We start from the raw sequence: 19994 nt of genomic DNA on the forward strand, positions 1-19994 counted from the left end.
ACTGCCAGTCATGTCACGCGCCCTCGCCCTGCTGCGGGCGTCGCATCCGGAACCGGGCGGCGCCGTCACCCTGGCGATGGCCCTGCTGGCGCTCGGTGCCGGGCACCGCGGGTGGCGGCTGGTCGCGGTGGTGCTCGCAGTGGCGTTCACCCAGCTTGCTGTGGGGTGGATCAACGACTGGCTGGACGCGGATCGGGATCGGCAGGCCGGTCGGCGGGACAAACCGGTGGCTTCGGGCGCTGTCTCCGCGCGTACCGTCGGGATCTTTGGTCTTCTCGCGGCGCTCGCGATCCCGCTGCCGGCGCTGGCGCTCGGCGCCGCGCCCACGATCCTGATCTGCCTGGTCGGGGTCTTCGCCCTGCTCTACGACTGGCCGTTGAAGTCGACGCCGCTCTCGGTGGTGCCCTATCTGGTGGCGTTCGGCCTGCTGCCGGCGTTCGTGGTGGTGTCGCTGCCGGGCAATCCGGCGCCGCCCGCCTGGCTGATCGCGGCGGGCGCGCTGCTCGGCGGTGGCGCGCACTTCGCCAACGTGCTGCCGGACCTCGCCGACGACGCCGCGACCGGCGTGCGGGGCCTGCCGCACCGCATCGGCGCGCGAGGTTCGCAAGTGGCCGCCGCGGTGCTCCTTCTGGGTGCGACACTCACGCTTGTGTTCGGACCACCCGAACGTCCGTCGTGGGCAGGCTGGGCGGCGGCCGCGGCCTCCGTCGTGGTCCTTCCCCTTGGTGTGTACGCGTCGAAGCGCGCGAACGGCCGGCCGGTAGCGCTGTTTCGCGCGGTGATGGTGGTGGCCCTGATCGACGTCGTGCTGCTGGTGCTCAGTGGATCTTCTTTCTGGTGACGCTTGATCTCCACAGGCACCGGATGGATGGGTCGGCGCACGCGGCCGATCGCCGCCCATTAGGCTGATCCAACACCTTGGTGTCTCTATTTGGAGGATCGTGATGCGTCCCCTGGGAACCCGTCGCGCCGGTCTGGTCGCGGGTGCAGCCACGGTCGCTGTGCTGGCGCTGGCCGGGTGTTCGGCCGGTCAGGTCGCCGAGACCGCACTGCTGGACACGCCCATCGGCGGCGTCGACTCGCAGACGACGGACGGCAGCGTCTACGTCCGCAACCTCCAGGTGGCGTACCCGGGGCTCGAGGGCTACAAGGCGGGTGCGAACGCTCCGCTGGAGCTGAGCCTTTACAACCAGACCAACGAAGAGGTCACCGTCTCGATCACGAGCCGCGCGATCGAGCAGAGCCAGGTCGTCTCGGCCAGCCAGGTCGGCGTGGTCAGCGGCGGCGCTCCGAGCGCCGGGGTTTCGTCGGCTCCCGCTGCCGCTTCGTCCGAGCACGCTTCCGAGGACCCGTCGGCGCACGCTTCGACCTCGGCTTCCGCCTCGGTCTCCGAGTCTGCCTCCGAGGCGCCGTCCAAGGCTCCTTCGGCCTCGCCGTCGCCGTCCGTCTCGGTGGCGCCGGCCCAGTTCAAGATCGGCGCGCAGGGTTCCCTCCTGTTCCGCCCGACCGACGCGGCGCAGCTGCAGGTCATCGGCCTCAGCGAGGAGCTGCTGCCGGGCGCCTCGGTCAACCTGGTCTTCGAGTTCAGCAACAACTCCGAGTCGCTTGAGCTCCAGGCGCCGGTCGCCAACCCGCTGACCCCCGGTCCGCGCGAGGAAGGCAACACCGAAGAGGAGCACTGAGCGGTTTTGTCGTACGCCTGGGCTAACTTGTCCGGGTGACGACCTCTCGCGCGACGGCCAAGGCACCCCGGGCCGCATACGTCTGTGACGCATGCGGCCACCAGCCACCCAAGTGGATGGGGAAATGCCCTGAGTGCGCCGAGTGGGGCTCGATCATCGAGTCCACCGTCTCCACGCCTCTGGTCTCCGGCCGGGTCGTCAGTTCCCGCATGCCGTCCGAGCCGGCCCGGCCGATCGCCCAGATCAGTGCCGCGCCGGCTCGTGCTGTCCCGACCGGGGTCAGCGAGCTCGACCGGGTCCTCGGCGGTGGCCTGGTCCCCGGCGCGGTGGTCCTGCTCGCCGGCGAGCCCGGTGTCGGCAAGTCCACCCTGCTGCTCGACGTGGCCCAGCAGTGGGCGGCCGGCGCCGGCACCCCGGCGCTGGTGGTCAGCGGTGAGGAGTCGGTGAGCCAGGTCCGGCTGCGGGCCGAGCGCCTCGGCGCCCTGCACGACAAGCTCTACCTCGCAGCCGAAAACGATCTTGGCACGGTGATCGGCCACCTCGACGCGGTCAAGCCCGGCATGCTCATCCTCGACTCGGTGCAGACTTTCGCCGCTCCCGGCACCGAGGGTGTGCCCGGCGGCGTGACCCAGGTCCGCGCGGTCACCGCCGCCCTCGTCTCGATCGCCAAGGAGCGCGGCATCGCCACGGTTCTGGTCGGCCACGTGACCAAGGACGGTCAAGTTGCCGGCCCCCGGGTCCTGGAGCACCTGGTCGACGTCGTCCTGCACTTCGAGGGCGACAAGCATTCGTCGCTGCGCCTGGTCCGCGGGGTGAAAAACCGGTTCGGTGCGGCCGACGAGGTGGGCTGCTTCGAGATGCACGAGGGCGGCATCACCAGCCTGCCCGACCCGTCCGGCCTCTTCCTCACGCGTTACCTGGAGCCGGTCCCCGGCACCTGCGTCACGGTGGCGATGGAGGGCCGTCGCGCCCTAGTCACCGAGGTCCAGGCGCTGATCGGCGCCGAGGTGCAGGGTTCACCCCGGCGCACGGTCTCCGGCCTGGACGGCGCCCGGCTCGCCATGGTGCTGGCCGTCCTGGAGCGCCGCACCAAGCAGCTCAAGCTCTCCAACCGCGAGGTCTTCGCGGCCACCGTCGGCGGCATCCGGCTCACCGAGCCCTCGGCCGACCTGGCGATGGCGCTCGCCGTCGCGTCCGGCGGCCTCGACCTGGCGATGCCGCCGACCCTGGTGGCGATCGGCGAGGTCGGCCTGACCGGCGAGATCCGCCGGGTCGGCGCGGTCGGCCGGCGGCTGGCCGAGGCTGCCCGGCTCGGCTTCCGGGTCGGGCTGGTCCCACCGGGCTGCGGTCCCGACGCGACCACCGGGGTGCCCAAGGGCATGCAGGTGATCGAGGTGGGCGACCTTCGCTCGGCATTGCAGAGCGCGGCCAAAGCGGCCGCCGACCACGGTTCTCGGTGACCCACAGTGACGATTCATCACGCTACGGAGCATTCATCGAACCACGCCTCGTTGGCGTGGATGACAGTCCGTAGAATGTCCAGGTGCCGCTCGACCGCGATGGTTCCAAGCCCGCCGCCAGTTCAACGCCGCGCGTGGGCGTCAACGGCCGCACTGTGACGCCACCGGCCGGCCCCGGCCTCACCGGCGGCGCCAGTGATCCGCTGCGCGCCAACCTGGCCCTGATGGCGCCCGGCACCGCGCTGCGCGACGGTCTCGAGCGCATCCTGCGTGGCCGCACCGGCGCGCTGATCGTGCTGGGTTACGACTCGGTCGTCGAGAGCATCTGCACCGGCGGCTTCCCGCTCGACGTGGAGTTCTCGGCCACCCGCCTGCGCGAGCTGTGCAAGATGGACGGCGCGGTCGTGATGTCCAGCGACGGCACCCGCATCGTCCGGGCCGCCGTGCACCTGATGCCCGACCCGTCGATCCCCTCCGAGGAGTCCGGCACCCGGCACCGCACCGCCGAGCGGGTGGCGAAACAGTCCGCCTTCCCGGTCATCTCGGTGAGTCAGTCGATGCACATCATCGGCCTTTATGTGAACGGTCAGCGCCACGTCCTGGACGACTCGGCCGCCATCCTCTCCCGGGCCAACCAGGCGCTTGCCACCCTCGAGCGCTACAAACTGCGCCTCGACGAGGTCTCCGGCACCCTCTCCGCCCTGGAGATCGAAGACCTGGTGACCGTGCGGGACGCGGTTGCCGTGGTGCAGCGGCTCGAAATGGTCCGCCGGATCGCCGACGAGATCTCGGGTTACGTCGTGGAGCTCGGCACCGACGGCCGGCTGCTCGCCCTCCAGCTCGACGAGCTGATGGCCGGCGTCGACGCCGACCGCACCCTGGTGATCCGCGACTACCTGCCGGGCGGCCGCAAGGCCCGCACCCTCGACGAGGCCCTGGTCGAGCTCGACCTGCTCACCGCCACCGAGATGATCGACCTGGTGGCCGTGGCGAAAGCGATCGGTTACCCGGGCGCTTCGGACGCGCTGGACGCGGCCGTCTCCCCGCGCGGTTTCCGGCTGCTCGCCAAGGTCCCGCGTCTGCCGGCCCAGATCGTCGACCGCCTGGTCGATCATTTCGGCAGCCTGCAGCGCCTGCTGGGGGCCACTGTCGAAGATCTGCAGGCCGTCGAGGGGGTCGGCGACGCCCGTGCCCGAGGGGTCCGCGAGGGCCTGTCCAGGCTGGCCGAGGCGTCCATCCTCGAGCGGTACGTGTAGTGAACTAACTCACTGCACTCACCGAGAGTGACCCGCTCAGGCGCTCGTGGACGGTCCGGTGGTGGGCGAGCAGCTCGTCGGTGACGGTGACGCCCAGCCAGAGGACACGGCCGACGAACTGGCCGACGAAGTCCATGCTGAGGGTGAGGCCCGGTACGCCCTCGACAGCCGCGACGACCGCTTCCGGGTCCATCCGATGTGCCGCGGCCAGCGAGACGGGCGGGCGGTGTTTCGCGTTGAGGGAGCCGAGGCTGGGGATGCCTTCGGCTTCGAGTGCCTGCCAGAGCGGGCGGATCCGGCGCGTCGCGTGGACGTCCAGGTACAGCTCGAGTGCGGCGACCAAATCTGTCAGGCGGCGATTGTCACGACGACCGGGGCGCTGATCAGCTGGCCGAGGCGGCCGCGCAGTTCGTAATCGCCGGCCGGCGGGATCGGGCCGGAGGCGACGTTGTTGGCGCACTGGCTGGACTCGCGGCCGTTCCAGGTGACCATGTACTCGCGCTCGGCGCCCGGTGCGAACGCGCGGACGTCGCCGCCCGTCGCGGCGCTGCATTTGTCGGACGACCAGAACTTCTGGGCGCCCTGCTCGACGTAGAGCTCCTGCGGCTCGGCGCCGACGTCACGGGTGCAGGTACGCGTACCAATGTTCTTGATCTTCAAACGGATCTCAAGGGGCACGCCGCGCTTGACCGTGGTCTTCGCCGGAATCGGCGTCACCGAGATCTCCGAGTCCGCACAGGCGCCACCGTCGGCGGGCACAGCGGCGGTGGTGGCAGTGTTGGCTGTGGTGGCTCCGGCGGCCGGAGGTGTCGTGCCCGTGTCCGTCGCGCCGGGCAGCAGATCGCCGTCGTCGGCCGGGTCCCGGGTAAGCAGGTCCGCCGGATCGGGCAGGGCCGGGCCGCCGGCCGGGGCACTGTCCAGGAACGAGGGTGTCTCCGCCGGCGACGCGGTGTCGGGTGCCGGTGTCGGGTATTGCGACGACGCGTTCTTGGTCTTCGTGTCCTTGTCGTCCTCACCGGAACACGACACGAACATCACGATTACGCCGAGCAGAACCGCGCCCAGCACGACCGCACGCCGACGCCAGTAGACGCCAGGTGAGAGGGGACCAACCGTCGCACGCATGATGCCGCTCACGGTAGACCTGTGCCGCCAGCGCCATGCACGCGACGCGCCGGTTATGCGACACCAACTCGCGAACCGTTCGTTAGAGATAGACCTTGCGCTGGTAGATGGCGTGCGCACCGGCGACCCGATCGAGGAACAACCTGCCGCCGCAGTGATCGATCTCGTGTTGCAGCGCTCGGGCCTCGAATGCGTCGGTCGTGATGGTCACGGGTTCGCCGGTGCCGGGTAGCTGCGCCTCGACCACGATGCGCGCGGCGCGTTTCACGTCGCCAGTGAGGTCCGGCACCGACATACAGCCCTCACGGCCCGGGCGCCAGCGGCTCGCCTCAATGATCTTGGCGTTGCAGAGGACGAACGTGCCGTTCGTGGTTACCGCTTTCGGGTGATCTGTGACGTCGACGCAGAAGACTTGGACGCCGACGCCCACCTGAGGAGCGGCCAGCCCGACACACCCCGGCGAGACTCGCATCGTGCTGACCAGATCGGCGGCCAGCGCCACGATCTCCGGGTCGGTCGGGTCGACCTCCTGGCCGACCGAGCTGAGCACGTTCGCGGGGGCGGTGACGACCGGGCGTACCTGGCCTTCCGGCCCGGTCCACTGCACACTCACAGGATCTCCGACTCGGCCCGTCGCAGCGTCACGTCGACACCCAGCTCGGAACCCGCCACGGCGAGTTGCTCGGCGAGTTGATCGGCGGCGCCGGGCGGGAGGTCCACTTCGGCGACCAGGACGTAGAGCGGGCCGGTGAGCCGGGTCGTCAGGTCGGTGATGTTGCCACCGGCGGCGGCGACAACCCGGGTGACCGCGGCGACGATGCCGAGGCGGTCGACGCCGTGGACGCTGAGGATATAGGGGTCGCCGGTTCCCGCTTTATCGCTCTCCGGCGCGATTTTTCGTACGGTAGCCAGCAATCCGACCGTTTGTAGAACGGCCTCTGCTTCTTCAACCGTCGGCCCGTTGCAGATCAGGGTCATGGCGAAGTGCCCGCGCAGACGGGTCATCGTCGAGTCGGTGAGGTTAGCCCCGACTCCGGCGAGCGCCTCGGTGATGTCCGCGACGATGCCGGCTCGGTCCGGGCCGATGACGGTGATGGCAAGCTCCTGCACCCGCTTACAGTAAACGGGCTATGACTCTCGCCGACGCAGCCATCGCCTGGTACGACACAAATGCCCGAGATCTTCCGTGGCGGACGCCATCCACTACCCCGTGGGGGGTACTCGTCAGTGAGGTGATGCTCCAGCAGACCCCGGTGATCCGTGTGGAACCGGCGTGGCGTTCCTGGATGACCCGCTGGCCCACCCCCGCGGCACTCGCCGCCGACCCCGCCTCCGAAGCGATCCGCATGTGGGGCCGGCTCGGTTACCCCCGCCGCGCCATGCGCCTGCACGCCTGCGCCGGCGCGATCGTGGAACGGCACGGCGGCCGGGTGCCCGACGATCTCGAACAGCTGCTGGCGCTGCCGGGCGTGGGGACGTACACCGCCCGCGCGGTGGCGACTTTCGCTTACGGCCAGCGTCACCCGGTCGTGGACACCAACGTACGCCGAGTCGTGTCCCGCGCCGTCGAAGGCAAACCGGACGCCGGCCCGGCAACAACAACCGCCGACCTGGTAGCGATGGCCGCACTCCTCCCCGAGGACGTACCCCGCGCCGCCCGGGCGAGCATCGCGTTCATGGAACTGGGCGCGATCGTCTGCACGGCCCGCTCCCCGAAATGCGTCGACTGCCCATTCCACGACGTCTGCGCGTGGCGTCTTTCCGGCACCCCGCTGCCGGAGGGCCCGAGCCGCAAACCACAGCGCTACGCCGGCACCGACCGCCAGGTCCGAGGCCTGATCCTCGAAGTGCTCCGGCACACCACCGGCCCGGTCCCCCGCCAACGCCTCGACCTGGTCTGGACCGACGAGGTGCAACGCACCCGAGCCCTGGCAGGCCTCCTGGAAGACGGCCTGGTCGAGCCGGTTGGCCCCGACAACTTCGCCCTCGCCGGCGACACCCCGAAAACCGAAGTCCAACAGCTCTTTTAGTACGCCTAATTCAGTGGCTTCGGCCGGTCAGCAGTGACGAACATGTGGGCGTGCGAGAAGTAAGAGCAACGTTCGATGAGCACTTTATCGTCGTTTATCAGGCTTATTCGGATGCCATTGCGGACGCGGCGGTGAGAGCGGGCCGTTTCGTCACCCCGTTCAAACGGGACCGGATGACCTGGATCAAGCCGTCATTCCTCTGGATGATGTACCGCTCCGGCTGGACCACCAAGCCCGGCCAGGAGCGAATCCTGGCCGTCTCGATCACACGCGAGGGCTTCGAGAAGGCACTGGCCGGGGCCGTGCACAGCAGCTACGAGCGAAACACATACCCATCCCGAGCCGACTGGCAGCACCAACTGAAGGCCGCACCGACAAGAGTCCAGTGGGACCCGGAACGAGACCTGCACCTGCGCCCACTACCCCACCGCTCACGCCAACTTGGCTTGAGCGGCGCAGCGATAAACAGCTACGCAGACGAGTGGACCATCGCGATTACCGACATAACTGACCTGGCGCGCAAAATCCACTCCCACCTGACCCAGAACAACGAGCCAGCAGCAAGAGCCCTGCTACCCCCAGAACGCCCCTACCCCCTCCCGTTTAGCCCATAACCCCGCGCATCGACCAAAAGCGCGAGCCGCACCGAAATCGACACCAAACGCCGCCGCTCCCAATTCTTGACAAAAGCACCCACCTGCGAAGAGCAACCATCCGCAGCCAAGAACATCCCTCGCGATCTTGAGTAATCCCACACCCCAGAACGTCCAAAATCGCTCAAGATCCGAACGGGGGACCGACCGCCGCGGGCAAAGCAACCACCCGACACAACCAGCCCGACGCCGCAGGCACCCGGCCAGCACCGCGCTCCGCCAAGCAGACTCGCCGGGCCCCACAAACGACCAGGCGCGCCGACCGGGTCCACACAGGCCCACGCCGACAGGCCCACGCAGACAGGCACCCAACAGGCTGCGGCAGGGCGCGGGCACGACAGCGCGCACTCCAGGCGCAGACAGAGGGCGAGCCGGACGCGAGGGCGCTCGATGGGCGCGAGGGCGCTCGATGGGCGCGAGGGCGCTCGATGGGCGCGAGGGCGCTCGATGGGCGCGAGGGGGATGGACCACGCAGGGATCAAGCCTGACCGCCCTGCGTGGGCCATCCCGGCCCCAAAACCGTCAGAGCCGGCAGCAAAAAACGGCCCGACCGCGGAAAGAACCGCGGCCGGGCCGGAAAGCACAAACCTCACTCCTCGGTAGTGGTAGCCCCGAGATCAGCCGGCACAGCATCCGGAACCGACACACCACGGTCAGCCCCACGGAACACCAGCTTCGACTTCTCGAACTGGGCCGGGTCGCCCTCGCAATCCACCACGACGATCTGGCCAGGGCGCAGCTCGTTGAAGAGGATCTGCTCGGACAGCGTGTCCTCCAGCTCGCGCTGGATGGTCCGGCGCAGCGGGCGGGCGCCGAGGACCGGGTCGAAGCCCTTGGCCGCCAGGTACCGCTTCGCGCTGTCGGTCAGTTCGAGACCCATGTCCTTGTTCTTCAGCTGGCCCTCGATGCGAGCCGTGAAGATGTCCACGATGTGAAGGATTTCCTTCTCACGCAGCTGGTGGAAGACGATGGTGTCGTCGATACGGTTCAGGAACTCCGGGCGGAAGTGCTGCTTCAGCTCGTCGTTGACCTTGATCTTCATCCGCTCGTACGACGACTCCTCGGCCTCGGAGGCCTGGAAGCCCAGCGAAACCGCCTTCGCCACGTCGCGCGTGCCGAGGTTCGTCGTGAGGATGATGACCGTGTTCTTGAAGTCGACGATCCGGCCCTGGCCGTCGGTCAGGCGACCGTCTTCCAGGATCTGGAGCAGCGTGTTGAAGACGTCCGGGTGGGCCTTCTCGATCTCGTCGAAGAGGACCACGGAGAACGGCTTACGACGAACCTTCTCGGTGAGCTGGCCGCCCTCGTCGTAACCGACGTAGCCGGGAGGGGCACCGACGAGACGGGACACCGTGTACCGGTCGTGGAACTCGGACATGTCGAGCTGGATCAGCGCGTCCTCGGAGCCGAAGAGGAACTCGGCGAGCGCCTTGGACAGCTCGGTCTTACCGACACCGGACGGACCGGCGAAGATGAACGAGCCGGAGGGGCGCTTCGGGTCCTTCAGGCCGGCACGCGTACGCCGGATCGCCTTCGAGACCGCCTGCACCGCGTCCTCCTGGCCGATGACCCGCTTGTGCAGCTCATCTTCCATGCGGAGCAGCCGAGAGGTCTCTTCCTCGGTCAGCTTGTAGACCGGGATGCCGGTCCAGTTGCCCAGGACCTCGGCGATCTGCTCGTCGTCGACCTCGGACACCACGTCCAGGTCGCCGGCCTTCCACTCCTTCTCCCGCTGCGCTTTCTGGTTGAGGAGGGTCTTCTCCTTGTCGCGCAGCTGGGCGGCGCGCTCGAAGTCCTGCGCGTCGATCGCGGACTCCTTGTCGCGACGCACCTGAGCGATGCGCTCGTCGAAGTCACGGAGGTCCGGCGGCGCGGTCATCCGGCGGATGCGCATCCGTGCGCCGGCCTCGTCGATCAGGTCGATCGCCTTGTCCGGCAGGAAGCGGTCCGAGATGTACCGGTCGGCCAGCGTCGCGGCCGCGACCAGGGCCGCGTCGGTGATGCTGATCCGGTGGTGCGCCTCGTAACGGTCGCGCAGGCCCTTGAGGATCTCGATGGTGTGCGCCAGGGACGGCTCGCCGACCTGGATCGGCTGGAAGCGGCGCTCAAGGGCCGCGTCCTTCTCCAGGTGCTTGCGGTACTCGTCCAGCGTGGTCGCACCGATGGTCTGGAGCTCACCACGTGCCAGCATCGGCTTGAGGATCGATGCGGCGTCGATCGCGCCCTCGGCGGCGCCGGCGCCGACCAGGGTGTGGATCTCGTCGATGAACAGGATGATGTCGCCGCGGGTGCGGATCTCCTTGAGAACCTTCTTCAGGCGCTCTTCGAAGTCACCGCGGTAACGGGAACCGGCCACCAGAGCGCCCAGGTCCAGGGTGTACAGCTGCTTGTCCTTCAGCGTCTCGGGCACCTCGCCCTTGATGATGGACTGCGCCAGACCCTCGACCACGGCGGTCTTGCCGACACCCGGCTCGCCGATCAGCACCGGGTTGTTCTTGGTGCGGCGGGAGAGCACCTGCATGACCCGCTCGATTTCTTTCTCCCGGCCGATGACCGGGTCGAGCTTGCCCTCGCGGGCGGCCTGCGTCAGGTTGCGGCCGAACTGGTCGAGAACCAGCGACGTGGACGGTGCGGCCTCGCCGGTCGCGGCGCCGGCGGCTGCCGGCTCCTTGCCCTGGTAACCCGAGAGCAGCTGGATGACCTGCTGGCGGACCCTGTTCAGGTCGGCGCCGAGCTTGACCAGCACCTGGGCGGCGACGCCCTCGCCCTCGCGGATGAGGCCGAGCAGGATGTGCTCGGTGCCGATGTAGTTGTGGCCAAGCTGGAGCGCCTCGCGCAGCGAGAGCTCCAGAACCTTCTTGGCCCGCGGCGTGAACGGGATGTGCCCGCTCGGCGCCTGCTGGCCCTGGCCGATGATTTCCTCGACCTGCTGCCGGACTCCCTCAAGCGAAATGCCGAGGCTCTCCAGAGCCTTTGCGGCAACGCCTTCGCCCTCGTGGATCAGACCGAGCAGGATGTGTTCGGTTCCGATGTAGTTGTGGTTGAGCATCCGGGCCTCTTCTTGGGCCAGGACGACAACCCGTCGCGCTCGGTCGGTGAACCGCTCGAACATGCCCTCGTGCTCCTCACGTGCCGTGCGCCAATGAACTGGCGGGGCCAGCGCGCGGGCATCGGTGATACCCGTGCTGTGACTACTCTATCGCCGCTGACGGGCTCTGCTGGGCGCTCACAGCCCTTCGGAACGATCCGCAACGTTGATTTAGCCAACTTCGCACGCTCAACGGCTGTTCCCCCACCCGAACGTGTACGCGTACAGCGAAATCGCGACGATCCACAGCCTGTGGAAAACCCACCCTCGCCCTGTGGATAACTTGGGGACAACCGCCGAGGACAGCCGCCCGAAGGGCCAGCCCCGGAAGACACGGAGAGGGCGCACCCCCACATGGGGATGCGCCCTCATCGCCGAGGGACCAGAAATCGGTCAGGCCCGGCCGGGGCCTTTCGCGTGGAACTCGTCCACGATCTCCTGCGGGATCCGGCCCCGGTCGGAGATGTCCTTCCCCGCCTTCTTGGCCCACTCGCGGATCGCCTTGTTCTGCTCGCGGTCGGCGGTGGCGCCGCCACGCCCACGCGCCGCCCGGCCACCGACGACCACGCCGCCGCGCGCGACCCGGCTGCCCGCGTTGAGGTAGGGCTCGAAGACCTCCCGCAATTTCGCGGCGTTCTTCTCTGACAGGTCGATCTCATACTGAATGCCGTCGAGCGCAAACTTCACGGTCTCGTCGGCGTCGCCGTTGTCGAGGTCATCGACCAGCTTGTGAATGATCTGCTTGGCCACGCGCCGTTATCCTCCCGAACACAGGTTCTCTCCCCAGCAATGGGAAGACAATAACGCCAGGGGCGTATCGGCCGTCAATGGCGGGGGCAATAATGCCGAGCGACTACTCCGGCCGGACCAAGGGGAAGAGGATCGTTTCCCGAATGCCAAGGCCGGTGAGCGCCATCAACAGCCGGTCGATTCCCATTCCCATGCCACCGGTCGGTGGCATTCCGTACTCCATGGCACGCAGGAAATCCTCGTCCAGCTGCATCGCCTCGGCGTCGCCGCCGGCCGCGAGCAGCGACTGCGCGTGCAGTCGTTCGCGCTGTACGACCGGGTCGACAAGTTCCGAGTACGCCGTAGCGAGCTCGAATCCACCGATGTAAAGGTCCCACTTCTCGGTCAGTCCGGGGGTGGTCCGGTGCGCCGCGGTGAGCGGGGCCGTCTCCTCCGGGTAGTCGCGGACGAATGTGGGCGCCTGCAACTTGTGCTGCACGAGGTGCTCGAAAAGTTCCTCGGCGAGCTTGCCCGCGATCCACTTCGGATCCACCGAGAGCTGCACCTTTTCCGCGTACCCCTGCAGGGTGGCCAGGTCGGTGCCGACCGTGACCTCCTCGCCGAGCGCGTCGGAGATCGCGCCGAAAAGGGTGATCTCCGCCCACTCGCCGCCGAGGTCGACCTCGGTGCCGTCCGCGTGGGTGACCACGTGCGAACCGGAGACGGCGACCGCGGCCTCCTGAATCCAGTGACGCACCTGCTCCTGCATCACGTTGTAGTCGGCGTACGCCTGGTACGCCTCGAGCATGGCGAACTCCGGAGAGTGCGTGGAGTCCATGCCCTCATTCCGGAAGTTGCGGTTGATCTCGAAGACACGCTCGATGCCACCGACCACGGCGCGCTTCAAAAACAGTTCCGGCGCGATCCGCAGATAAAGATCGGTATCCAAAGCGTTGCTGTGCGTCACAAACGGGCGGGCCGCCGCACCCCCGTGCAGCAACTGCAACATGGGTGTTTCAACTTCGAGGAAATTGCGGCGGAACAGTGACTCACGCAGGCTGCGGACCACTGTCGAGCGAGTACGAACGACGTCACGCGCCTGCGGCCGGACGATGAGATCCACATAACGTTGCCGAACCCGGGTTTCCTCGGAAAGCGGCTTGTGCGCAACCGGAAGCGCGCGCAGCGCCTTGGCGCTCATGGCCCAGGAATCCGCGAGCACGGAAAGCTCACCACGACGGCTGGTGATCACTTCACCGGTGATCGCGACCAGGTCGCCGAGGTCGACGATCCGCTTCCACTCCTCGAGCGCCTCGGCACCGACCTTGTCCAGCGAAAGCATCGCCTGGAGTTCGGTGCCGTCGCCGGCGCGCAGCGTGGCGAAGCAGAGTTTGCCGCCGTTCCGCACGAAGATCACTCGGCCGGTGACCGACACGGTGTCGCCGCTGGCGGTGTCGGTGGGCAGCTCAGCGTACTTCGCGCGGATCTCCGCGAGCTCGGCGGTCCGGGGGACGTTCACCGGGTACGGCGGTACGCCCTCGGCCAGCAGCCGGTCCCGCTTCGCCCGGCGGACCCGCATCTGCTCGGGAACGTCCTCGGCGGGGTCGACAACTGGCGTGTTCTGCTCGGTCACGGCTCGACTTCCTGGTAGCTACTGGTCAGGACCTGAGAAAGCGTACTCAGAGCCCCTCAAACGTTCCGCTCATATACCATCCGCAGCCCGATCAGCGTGATCATCGGCTCGTGCGCGGTGAGCGTGTGGCACTCGTCCTTCACGAGCCAGGCCAGCCCGCCGGTGGCGATCACCGCGTTGACCGGGCCGATCTCCTCGATCATCCGCTCGACGATCCGGTCCACCTGACCGGCGAAGCCGAAGTAGAGCCCGGCCTGGAGACATTCCACGGTGTTCTTGCCGATCACCGATTTCGGCTTGGTCGGCTCCACCTTGCGCAGCTGGGCCGCGCGGGCCGCCAGCGCGTCGAACGAGATCTCGATGCCGGGTGCGAACGCGCCACCGAGGAACTCACCCTTCGCGCTGATCAGGTCGAAGTTCGTGGTGGTGCCGAAGTCGACAACGATCGACGGTCCGCCGTAGAGCGCATGCGCCGCGAGCGTGTTGACCACCCGGTCGGAGCCGACCTCCTTGGGGTTGTCGATGGCGAGCTGCACACCGGTTTTCACTCCCGGCTCGACGACGACGCTCGGCACCTCGCCGTAGTACCGCTTCAGCATGGTGCGCAGGTTGCGCAGCGCGGCCGGCACGGTCGAGCACGCGGCCACCCCGGTGATCTCCACGGCGTCACCGGCGAGCAGCCCGCGGAACATCAGCCCCAGCTCGTCAGCGGTCGAAGCGGCGTCGGTCTTGATCCGCCAGTTGTGCACCAGCTTGTCGCCGTCGAAGGTGGCCAGCACGGTGTTGGTGTTACCGATGTCAATACAAAGCAGCACGTTGTCGGCCCCTAAGAATCACAATCAAGACCCCTATTTTGTACGGGGTGAGCGCCTCAACGCGGCCGCAGGTCCAAGGCGATGTCGAGAATCGGTGAGGAGTGGGTGAGCCCGCCGACCGACAGGTAGTCCACTCCTGTCGCGGCGTAGGCCGCAGCGGTCTCCAGAGTCAGGTTCCCGGTCGCCTCCAGCTCGGTCTGCTCACCGACCGCGGCGACCACCTCGACGAGCTGTTCCGGCCGCATGTTGTCGCAGAGCAGGAACGTGGCGCCGGCCGCGACGGCTTCCTTGGCCTCGTCGAGGGTGGTCACCTCGACCTGCACCGCAACGTCCGGGAACGCCTCGCGCACCAGCTGGTACGCCGCCGTGATGCTGCCGGCCGCCAGCTTGTGGTTGTCCTTGATCATGGCGACGTCGTAGAGGCCCATCCGCTTGTTGGTGCCGCCGCCGACCCGGACCGCGTACTTCTCCAGGACCCGCAGGCCGGGAGTGGTCTTGCGGGTGTCCAGCACCGTTGCCTTGGTGCCTTCGAGCTGGTCGGCCCACTTGCGGGTGTGCGTGGCAACCCCGGACATCCGGCTGATCAGGTTCAGCGCGGTGCGCTCGGCGGTCAGCAGCGAACGGGTCGGTCCGGTGATCCGGGCGAGCACGTCGCCTCGGCGTACCCGGTCGCCGTCGTTCGCCACCTGTTCGAAGGTCGCCGTCCCGGAGGACGTGATCGCGAAGACCTCGGCCGCCACGAGCAGGCCGGCCACCACGCCGTCGGCCCGGGCCACCAGCTCGGCCGTGCCGGTCTGCCCGATCGGGATGGTCGCCTCGCTCGTCACGTCGCGCGGCGGGTCACCAAGATCTTCGCCAAGCGCGGTGAAGACGATCCGCTGCAGCTCGCCGAGATCGATTCCGGGTGTCGTCACGCTGTGCCTCCTTCGGCGTGCTCTCCTGGCCCTTGCTTCGCTGCGGTGCAGTCGATCACGCCATCTCCTCGAACTTCTGGGTGATCATTCCGTCCGGGCCGATCGCGTCGAGGAGGTGGCCGCGCCACTCGTCGGCCGCGGTCGGGTGATCCTCACGCCAGTGGCAGCCGCGCGTCTCGCGGCGGGTCTGCGCGTTGGCGACCAGCACCGACGCGACGGTGAGCAGGTTCGTCGCCTCCCAGGCCGCGGTGTTCGGCCGGGAGCGGTGCTCGGCGAGGCGGCTCAGCTCCTTGGCTGCCCCGGCGAGCGAGTCGGCCGAGCGCAGCACGCCGGCGCCCCGCGTCATCGCCCGCTGCAGCTCGGCGCGGATCGCCGGGTCGGCGACCCAGGCGGGTCCGGCGTCGGTGCCGGCCGGCTCGGCCTGTGCCGGCGGCTCGCTGCCGATGTCGTCGGCGATCCGCTTCGCGAAGACCAGGCCTTCCAGCAGCGAGTTGCTGGCCAGCCGGTTGGCGCCGTGCACACCGGTGCAGGCAACCTCACCGCAGGCGTACAGCCCGGGGATGCTGGTGCGGCCGTGCAGGTCGGTGCGGACGCCGCCGGAGGCGTAGTGTGCGGCCGGCGCCACCGGGATCAGCTCGGTGGCCGGGTCGACGCCGGCCGACCGGGTGGACGCCATGATCGTCGGGAACCGGTGCTCCAGGAACTCCTTCCCGAGGTGCCGGGCGTCCAGATAGACGTGATCGGCGCCGGTGGACCGCAGCACCCGGTAGATGCCCTTGGCGACCACGTCACGCGGCGCCAGCTCGGCCAGCTCGTGCTGACCCACCATGAACCGTGTGCCGGTCTCGTCGACCAGGTACGCGCCCTCGCCCCGGAGCGCCTCGGAGATCAGCGGCCGCTGTACCGAGTTGACCGCTCCGGAGACAAACGACGTCGGGTGGAACTGCACGAACTCGATGTCGGTCACCTCGGCGCCGGCCCGCAGCGCGAGCGCCACCCCGTCACCGGTGGAGACCGACGGGTTCGTGGTGGAGGAGTAGATCTGGCCCATCCCGCCGGTGGCCAGCACCACGGCCCTGGCCAGGATCGCGCCGACACCGTCCTCGCTGCCCTCGCCGAGCACGTGCAGGGTGAGCCCGCAGGCCCGGCCGTCGGCGGCGCGCAACAGGTCGAGCACGAGCGCGTGCTCGACGAGGCGGATCCACGGATCCCGGTGCACCGCCTCGTGCAGGGCGCGCTGCACTTCAGCGCCGGTTGCATCACCGCCGGCGTGCACGATCCGGTCGGCGCGGTGCCCGCCCTCGCGGGTCAGCATCAGCGAGCCGTCCGGGTTGCGGTCGAACTCGGCGCCGCGCCGGATCAGCTCCCGGATCCGGGCCGGCCCCTCCTCGACCAGGACGCGGACCGCTTCCGGGTCGCAGAGGCCGACTCCGGCGATCTCCGTGTCGTACGCGTGCGCCTGCGGGGTGTCCAGCGGATCCAGCACCGCGGCGATACCGCCCTGCGCCCAGCGGGTGGAGCCGTCGTCGATGTTCACCTTGGTCACGACGGTGACGTGCAGGCCCTGCTCGCGCAGGTGCAGCGCGGCGGTGAGGCCGGCGATCCCGGAACCGACCACGACGACGTCGGTGGTCTCGGTCCAGCCCGGTTCGGCAGCGGCGACCCGGCGAGGCAGCGCCGGTAGATCCGCGAGAGGTGACATGTGTCCAAGTACACTCCGCCCGCTCGGATCCGTCGCGGCGGGGGCACCTTCAGTGGTCACGGTTACTTGTACTGGACGGGCAGAGCCTTCGTCCCCTTGCCCCGCAGCGAGCCGGTCAGAGCCGCGCCGTCGAGCCACAGATAACAGCGGACGTTGTGATCACCCTGCGCCCACACCTCGGCGTTGCCCGGCAGCGAGACCACACCGGTCCGATACCGCAGATCGGCGTCGTCGGGCACGGCCGCGTACTTCGCCACCAGGGTCCGGCAGCCGTCGTGGAACTCGTCCCAGTTCGCGCCGCCCTTGGGGTACGCCGCGGTGGCCGGAGCTTCCCAGACACCGACGAACTCGGAGTTGTGCGTCTCCTCGCAGTCGGCGGCCGGCATCGTGTCGATGGCGCCGGCGCTGTCCAGCCCGATGGCGTAACAGGTGAGCTCGAGCCCTGAGGTGTCCGAGGCCAGGGCGCCACGCAGGCTGCCCTTGCGCTGCACCAGCGCGCCGTCGTCCTCGATCGAGTCCAGTTCGACCAGCTCACAGCGGAACCAGCGGGATCCACCGGTCCAGGCGGCCGGTGAGGGGTTGGTGACACCGATCCAGAGCCGGGCCTCGCGCCAGGGGCCGCCCACGTACTCGGTCGCCTGCGCGTCGCAGGTCCGGTACGCGGCTCGGCCTCCGGCAGTGGTGCCGGCCGGCGGGGTTTCGGTCTCGGCGGCCGCGTCGGTGTACTCGCCGATGAACACGGTCTCGGTGCGATGCGCCACCGAGCAGTCCGCCTCCTCATAGGTGGACCGCGGACCGGAGACGGCGAAGTTGGCGAGGTGACACGTCTCGGCGACCGGCAGGAAGCTGGTCGCCGGAGCCATCGCGCCCCAATTGTTGATCAGGTCGCCGTCGACGTTGCCGCTTCCGCCGCAGCCCGCGGCGAGCAGCACGGCCGCGCTGATCGCGGCCATCCCGGACCGTCGCCGGCCACGCCGCCGGTGTCGCATGAACCTGCCTCCCACAACGCCGCCGGTGTCCGATTTATCGATCGTATGACGATCTGTACGGATACCGGCGACGTTCTGGAAAGTTCGCGTTACAAAGGCTCCCCTGTACCCGGTGTCAGTTGGAGTGCGACGTTGTCGATCAGCCGGGTGCTGCCAACCTTGGCGGCCACCAGCAGGCGGGCGGCACCCGACCCGGGCGCGGCGCCCAGATCTGTTCCGGTCAGCGCGAGGTAGTCCACGCGTACCCCTGGCTCCTCCGCCAAGATCTTGTGGGCGACGGCCAGGACCGAGTCGGGGTCGCTCTGCGCCGCGCCCTCGCGCAGAGCGCGAGAGAGCGCGAGCGCGGCCAGTCGCTGGTCCGGCGAGAGAAATCGGTTCCGGCTCGAAAGAGCAAGACCATCAATCTCCCGTACGGTCGGAACGCCCACGATCTCGACGCCCATCTCCAGGTCAAGGGCCATCCGGCGGATCAGTGCGAGCTGCTGGAAATCCTTCTCGCCGAAGTACGCGACATCGGCATGCGTCAGCATCAGCAGCTTCTGGACCACGGTGAGCATGCCGGCGAAGTGGCCCGGCCGGCTCTCGCCCTCGAGGATCTCGCCGAGCGGTCCGGGATGCATCGTGATCGACGGCGCGCCGCCGGGGTACACGTCGTCGCGGCTCGGCGCGAACACCACGGTGACGCCCTCGTCCCGGCAGGCCACAAGATCGTCGTCGAGGGTGCGCGGGTACTTCTCAAAGTCCTCGTTCGGCCCGAACTGCAGTGGGTTCACGAAGATCGTCACCACCACGAAAGCGGACCGCTCACGCGCCACCCGCATCAGCTGCCGGTGTCCTTCGTGCAGTGCTCCCATGGTCATCACCACTGCGATCTCACCCGGAGCCTTCGCGAGCTCGGCGGCCAGCGCGGCACGGGTGTGTACGAGAACGGTCACGCGGGACTACCCACCTTCGCTCGGTAGAGGATCTCCAGAAGTGCTTCGGCGTCGTGCGGACGCAGCCGGCCGGAAGCGATCGCCCGGTCCGCGGTGCGCCGGGCCATCGCCAGATAAGCCGGGATGGCCTCGGCCGGCATCCGGCCCAGATGCTTGGCGACCGTGCCGGCGTCACCCCGGGAGACCGGGCCGGTCAGCGCGGCGTCGCCCATCCGCAGGGCGTTGTCGAGGGCCGCGGTGAGCAGCGGCTCCAGCACCCGGCCGGGCTGCTCGACACCCGCCGCGCGCAGCAGGTCGGCGGCCTCGTTCACGAGCGTGACCAGGTGGTTCGCGCCGTGTGCCAGCGCCGCGTGATAGAGCGGCCGGGAATCCTCGGCCACCCACTCCGGCACCCCGCCCAGGTCGGCGACCAGCCGGGTGGCGAACGCCCGGTCGGGGGTCGTCACGCCCCAGGCGATGCCGGGCAGCCGATCCAGGTCGGAGTCCGCTCCGGTGAAGGTCATCGCGGGGTGCAGGGCCATGCCGTTCACATCGCCCAGAACGGCGAGTCCGTGAGCCCCGGACGTGTGCGCGACGACCTGGCCGGGACGCAGCGCGCCGGTCGAGTTCAGGCCGGCCACCACGGCGGCCAGAGCATCGTCGGGAACGGCAAGCAGCAACAGATCGGAAGCAGCGCGGGCGACGTCGTCAGCAGGCAGGATCGCGGCGTCCGGTAGCAGGCGGGCCACCCGTTCCCGGGAAGCGGCGGAGACCGCCGCGGCGGCGACAACCCGGTGCCCGGCCGCGCTCAGCGCCGCACCGAGTACGGCGCCCACCCGGCCGGCGCCGATGACGCCGACGGTCAAAGCGTTCATCTCTGGATCCAGTCCTCAGCTCGGGGTACCGGTCGAGCGCCAGTATGCGCCGAATTAACACGCCCGTAGCAACAGCGTGTGGCAAACCGCACCGGGCTCATATCGGCCACACCCTCGGCCGGATTTAGG

19 protein-coding genes are annotated in these 19994 nt (G+C 68.8%); 6 read left to right on the plus strand and 13 right to left on the minus strand.

Annotated elements, in window-relative coordinates; all coding sequences use genetic code 11:
* Positions 1-10: 10 nt before the first annotated feature.
* The 4 genes from ACQP2E_RS36825 to disA all read left to right on the plus strand — a co-directional run bounded on the left by ACQP2E_RS36825 (position 11) and on the right by disA (position 4398).
* On the plus strand, positions 11-841 hold the full coding sequence (locus tag ACQP2E_RS36825; RefSeq protein WP_433827557.1) for a UbiA family prenyltransferase: 831 nt from the start codon (positions 11-13) through the stop codon (positions 839-841).
* A 103-nt stretch (positions 842-944) separates the two neighbouring features.
* Complete coding sequence (locus tag ACQP2E_RS36830) at positions 945-1682, plus strand: hypothetical protein (protein WP_433827558.1); 738 nt, start codon at positions 945-947, stop codon at positions 1680-1682.
* Positions 1683-1717: 35 nt separating this feature from the next.
* A complete protein-coding gene (gene radA / locus ACQP2E_RS36835; protein WP_433827559.1) occupies positions 1718-3142 on the plus strand; it encodes a DNA repair protein RadA in 1425 nt (474 codons plus the stop codon).
* A gap of 134 nt (positions 3143-3276) precedes the next feature.
* Positions 3277-4398 carry a DNA integrity scanning diadenylate cyclase DisA gene (gene disA, locus ACQP2E_RS36840; protein ID WP_433834226.1) on the plus strand — a complete coding sequence of 374 codons (1122 nt, stop codon included), beginning with the start codon at positions 3277-3279 and terminating at the stop codon, positions 4396-4398.
* Positions 4399-4402: 4 nt separating this feature from the next.
* Here the strand turns inward: disA and ACQP2E_RS36845 are convergent, their stop codons facing one another.
* From ACQP2E_RS36845 to ACQP2E_RS36860, 4 genes are all read right to left on the minus strand, one after another.
* Positions 4403-4741 carry a hypothetical protein gene (locus ACQP2E_RS36845; protein ID WP_433827560.1) on the minus strand — a complete coding sequence of 113 codons (339 nt, stop codon included), beginning with the start codon at positions 4739-4741 and terminating at the stop codon, positions 4403-4405.
* A gap of 5 nt (positions 4742-4746) precedes the next feature.
* A complete protein-coding gene (locus tag ACQP2E_RS36850; protein WP_433827561.1) occupies positions 4747-5523 on the minus strand; it encodes an adhesin in 777 nt (258 codons plus the stop codon).
* A gap of 82 nt (positions 5524-5605) precedes the next feature.
* Positions 5606-6136: a peptide deformylase gene (gene def, locus ACQP2E_RS36855; protein ID WP_433827562.1), complete on the minus strand. Its 531-nt coding sequence runs from the start codon at positions 6134-6136 to the stop codon at positions 5606-5608.
* Positions 6133-6633 (minus strand): glycine cleavage system protein R, encoded by a 501-nt coding sequence (locus tag ACQP2E_RS36860; RefSeq protein WP_433827563.1) that lies wholly within the window; start codon positions 6631-6633, stop codon positions 6133-6135. The genes def and ACQP2E_RS36860 overlap by 4 nt, the downstream gene beginning before the upstream one ends.
* A gap of 20 nt (positions 6634-6653) precedes the next feature.
* Here ACQP2E_RS36860 and ACQP2E_RS36865 point away from each other — a divergent pair, with 20 nt between their 5' ends.
* Both ACQP2E_RS36865 and ACQP2E_RS36870 read left to right on the plus strand, forming a co-directional pair.
* The gene (locus ACQP2E_RS36865) at positions 6654-7553 is read left to right on the plus strand and encodes an A/G-specific adenine glycosylase (protein WP_433827564.1); all 900 of its coding nucleotides are present in this window, start codon (positions 6654-6656) and stop codon (positions 7551-7553) included.
* A 50-nt stretch (positions 7554-7603) separates the two neighbouring features.
* Positions 7604-8167 (plus strand): DUF4291 domain-containing protein, encoded by a 564-nt coding sequence (locus ACQP2E_RS36870; RefSeq protein ID WP_433827565.1) that lies wholly within the window; start codon positions 7604-7606, stop codon positions 8165-8167.
* Positions 8168-8795: 628 nt separating this feature from the next.
* Here ACQP2E_RS36870 and ACQP2E_RS36875 read toward each other — a convergent pair.
* From ACQP2E_RS36875 to ACQP2E_RS36915, 9 genes are all read right to left on the minus strand, one after another.
* The gene (locus ACQP2E_RS36875) at positions 8796-11318 is read right to left on the minus strand and encodes an ATP-dependent Clp protease ATP-binding subunit (protein WP_433827566.1); all 2523 of its coding nucleotides are present in this window, start codon (positions 11316-11318) and stop codon (positions 8796-8798) included.
* 369 nt (positions 11319-11687) lie between these two features.
* Positions 11688-12044, minus strand: a complete 357-nt coding sequence (locus tag ACQP2E_RS36880; protein ID WP_433827567.1) for a histone-like nucleoid-structuring protein Lsr2 — start codon at positions 12042-12044, stop codon at positions 11688-11690.
* Positions 12045-12147: 103 nt separating this feature from the next.
* The gene (lysS, locus tag ACQP2E_RS36885; RefSeq protein ID WP_433827568.1) at positions 12148-13656 is read right to left on the minus strand and encodes a lysine--tRNA ligase; all 1509 of its coding nucleotides are present in this window, start codon (positions 13654-13656) and stop codon (positions 12148-12150) included.
* A gap of 56 nt (positions 13657-13712) precedes the next feature.
* Complete coding sequence (locus tag ACQP2E_RS36890; protein ID WP_111649689.1) at positions 13713-14471, minus strand: type III pantothenate kinase; 759 nt, start codon at positions 14469-14471, stop codon at positions 13713-13715.
* A gap of 56 nt (positions 14472-14527) precedes the next feature.
* Positions 14528-15385 carry a carboxylating nicotinate-nucleotide diphosphorylase gene (gene nadC / locus ACQP2E_RS36895; RefSeq protein WP_433827569.1) on the minus strand — a complete coding sequence of 286 codons (858 nt, stop codon included), beginning with the start codon at positions 15383-15385 and terminating at the stop codon, positions 14528-14530.
* A 55-nt stretch (positions 15386-15440) separates the two neighbouring features.
* Positions 15441-17087: an L-aspartate oxidase gene (locus tag ACQP2E_RS36900; protein WP_433827570.1), complete on the minus strand. Its 1647-nt coding sequence runs from the start codon at positions 17085-17087 to the stop codon at positions 15441-15443.
* A 62-nt stretch (positions 17088-17149) separates the two neighbouring features.
* Positions 17150-18076, minus strand: coding sequence for a septum formation family protein (locus tag ACQP2E_RS36905; protein ID WP_433827571.1), 927 nt, complete (start codon positions 18074-18076; stop codon positions 17150-17152).
* 89 nt (positions 18077-18165) lie between these two features.
* Positions 18166-19011, minus strand: a complete 846-nt coding sequence (gene panC / locus ACQP2E_RS36910) for a pantoate--beta-alanine ligase (protein WP_433827572.1) — start codon at positions 19009-19011, stop codon at positions 18166-18168.
* Entirely contained in the window at positions 19008-19865 is an 858-nt protein-coding gene (locus tag ACQP2E_RS36915) for a Rossmann-like and DUF2520 domain-containing protein (RefSeq protein WP_433827573.1), read from the minus strand. The genes panC and ACQP2E_RS36915 overlap by 4 nt, the downstream gene beginning before the upstream one ends.
* Positions 19866-19994 lie beyond the last annotated feature (129 nt).

It is taken from the genome of Actinoplanes sp. CA-015351 (assembly GCF_050955685.1).
Lineage (GTDB): Bacteria > Actinomycetota > Actinomycetes > Mycobacteriales > Micromonosporaceae > Actinoplanes.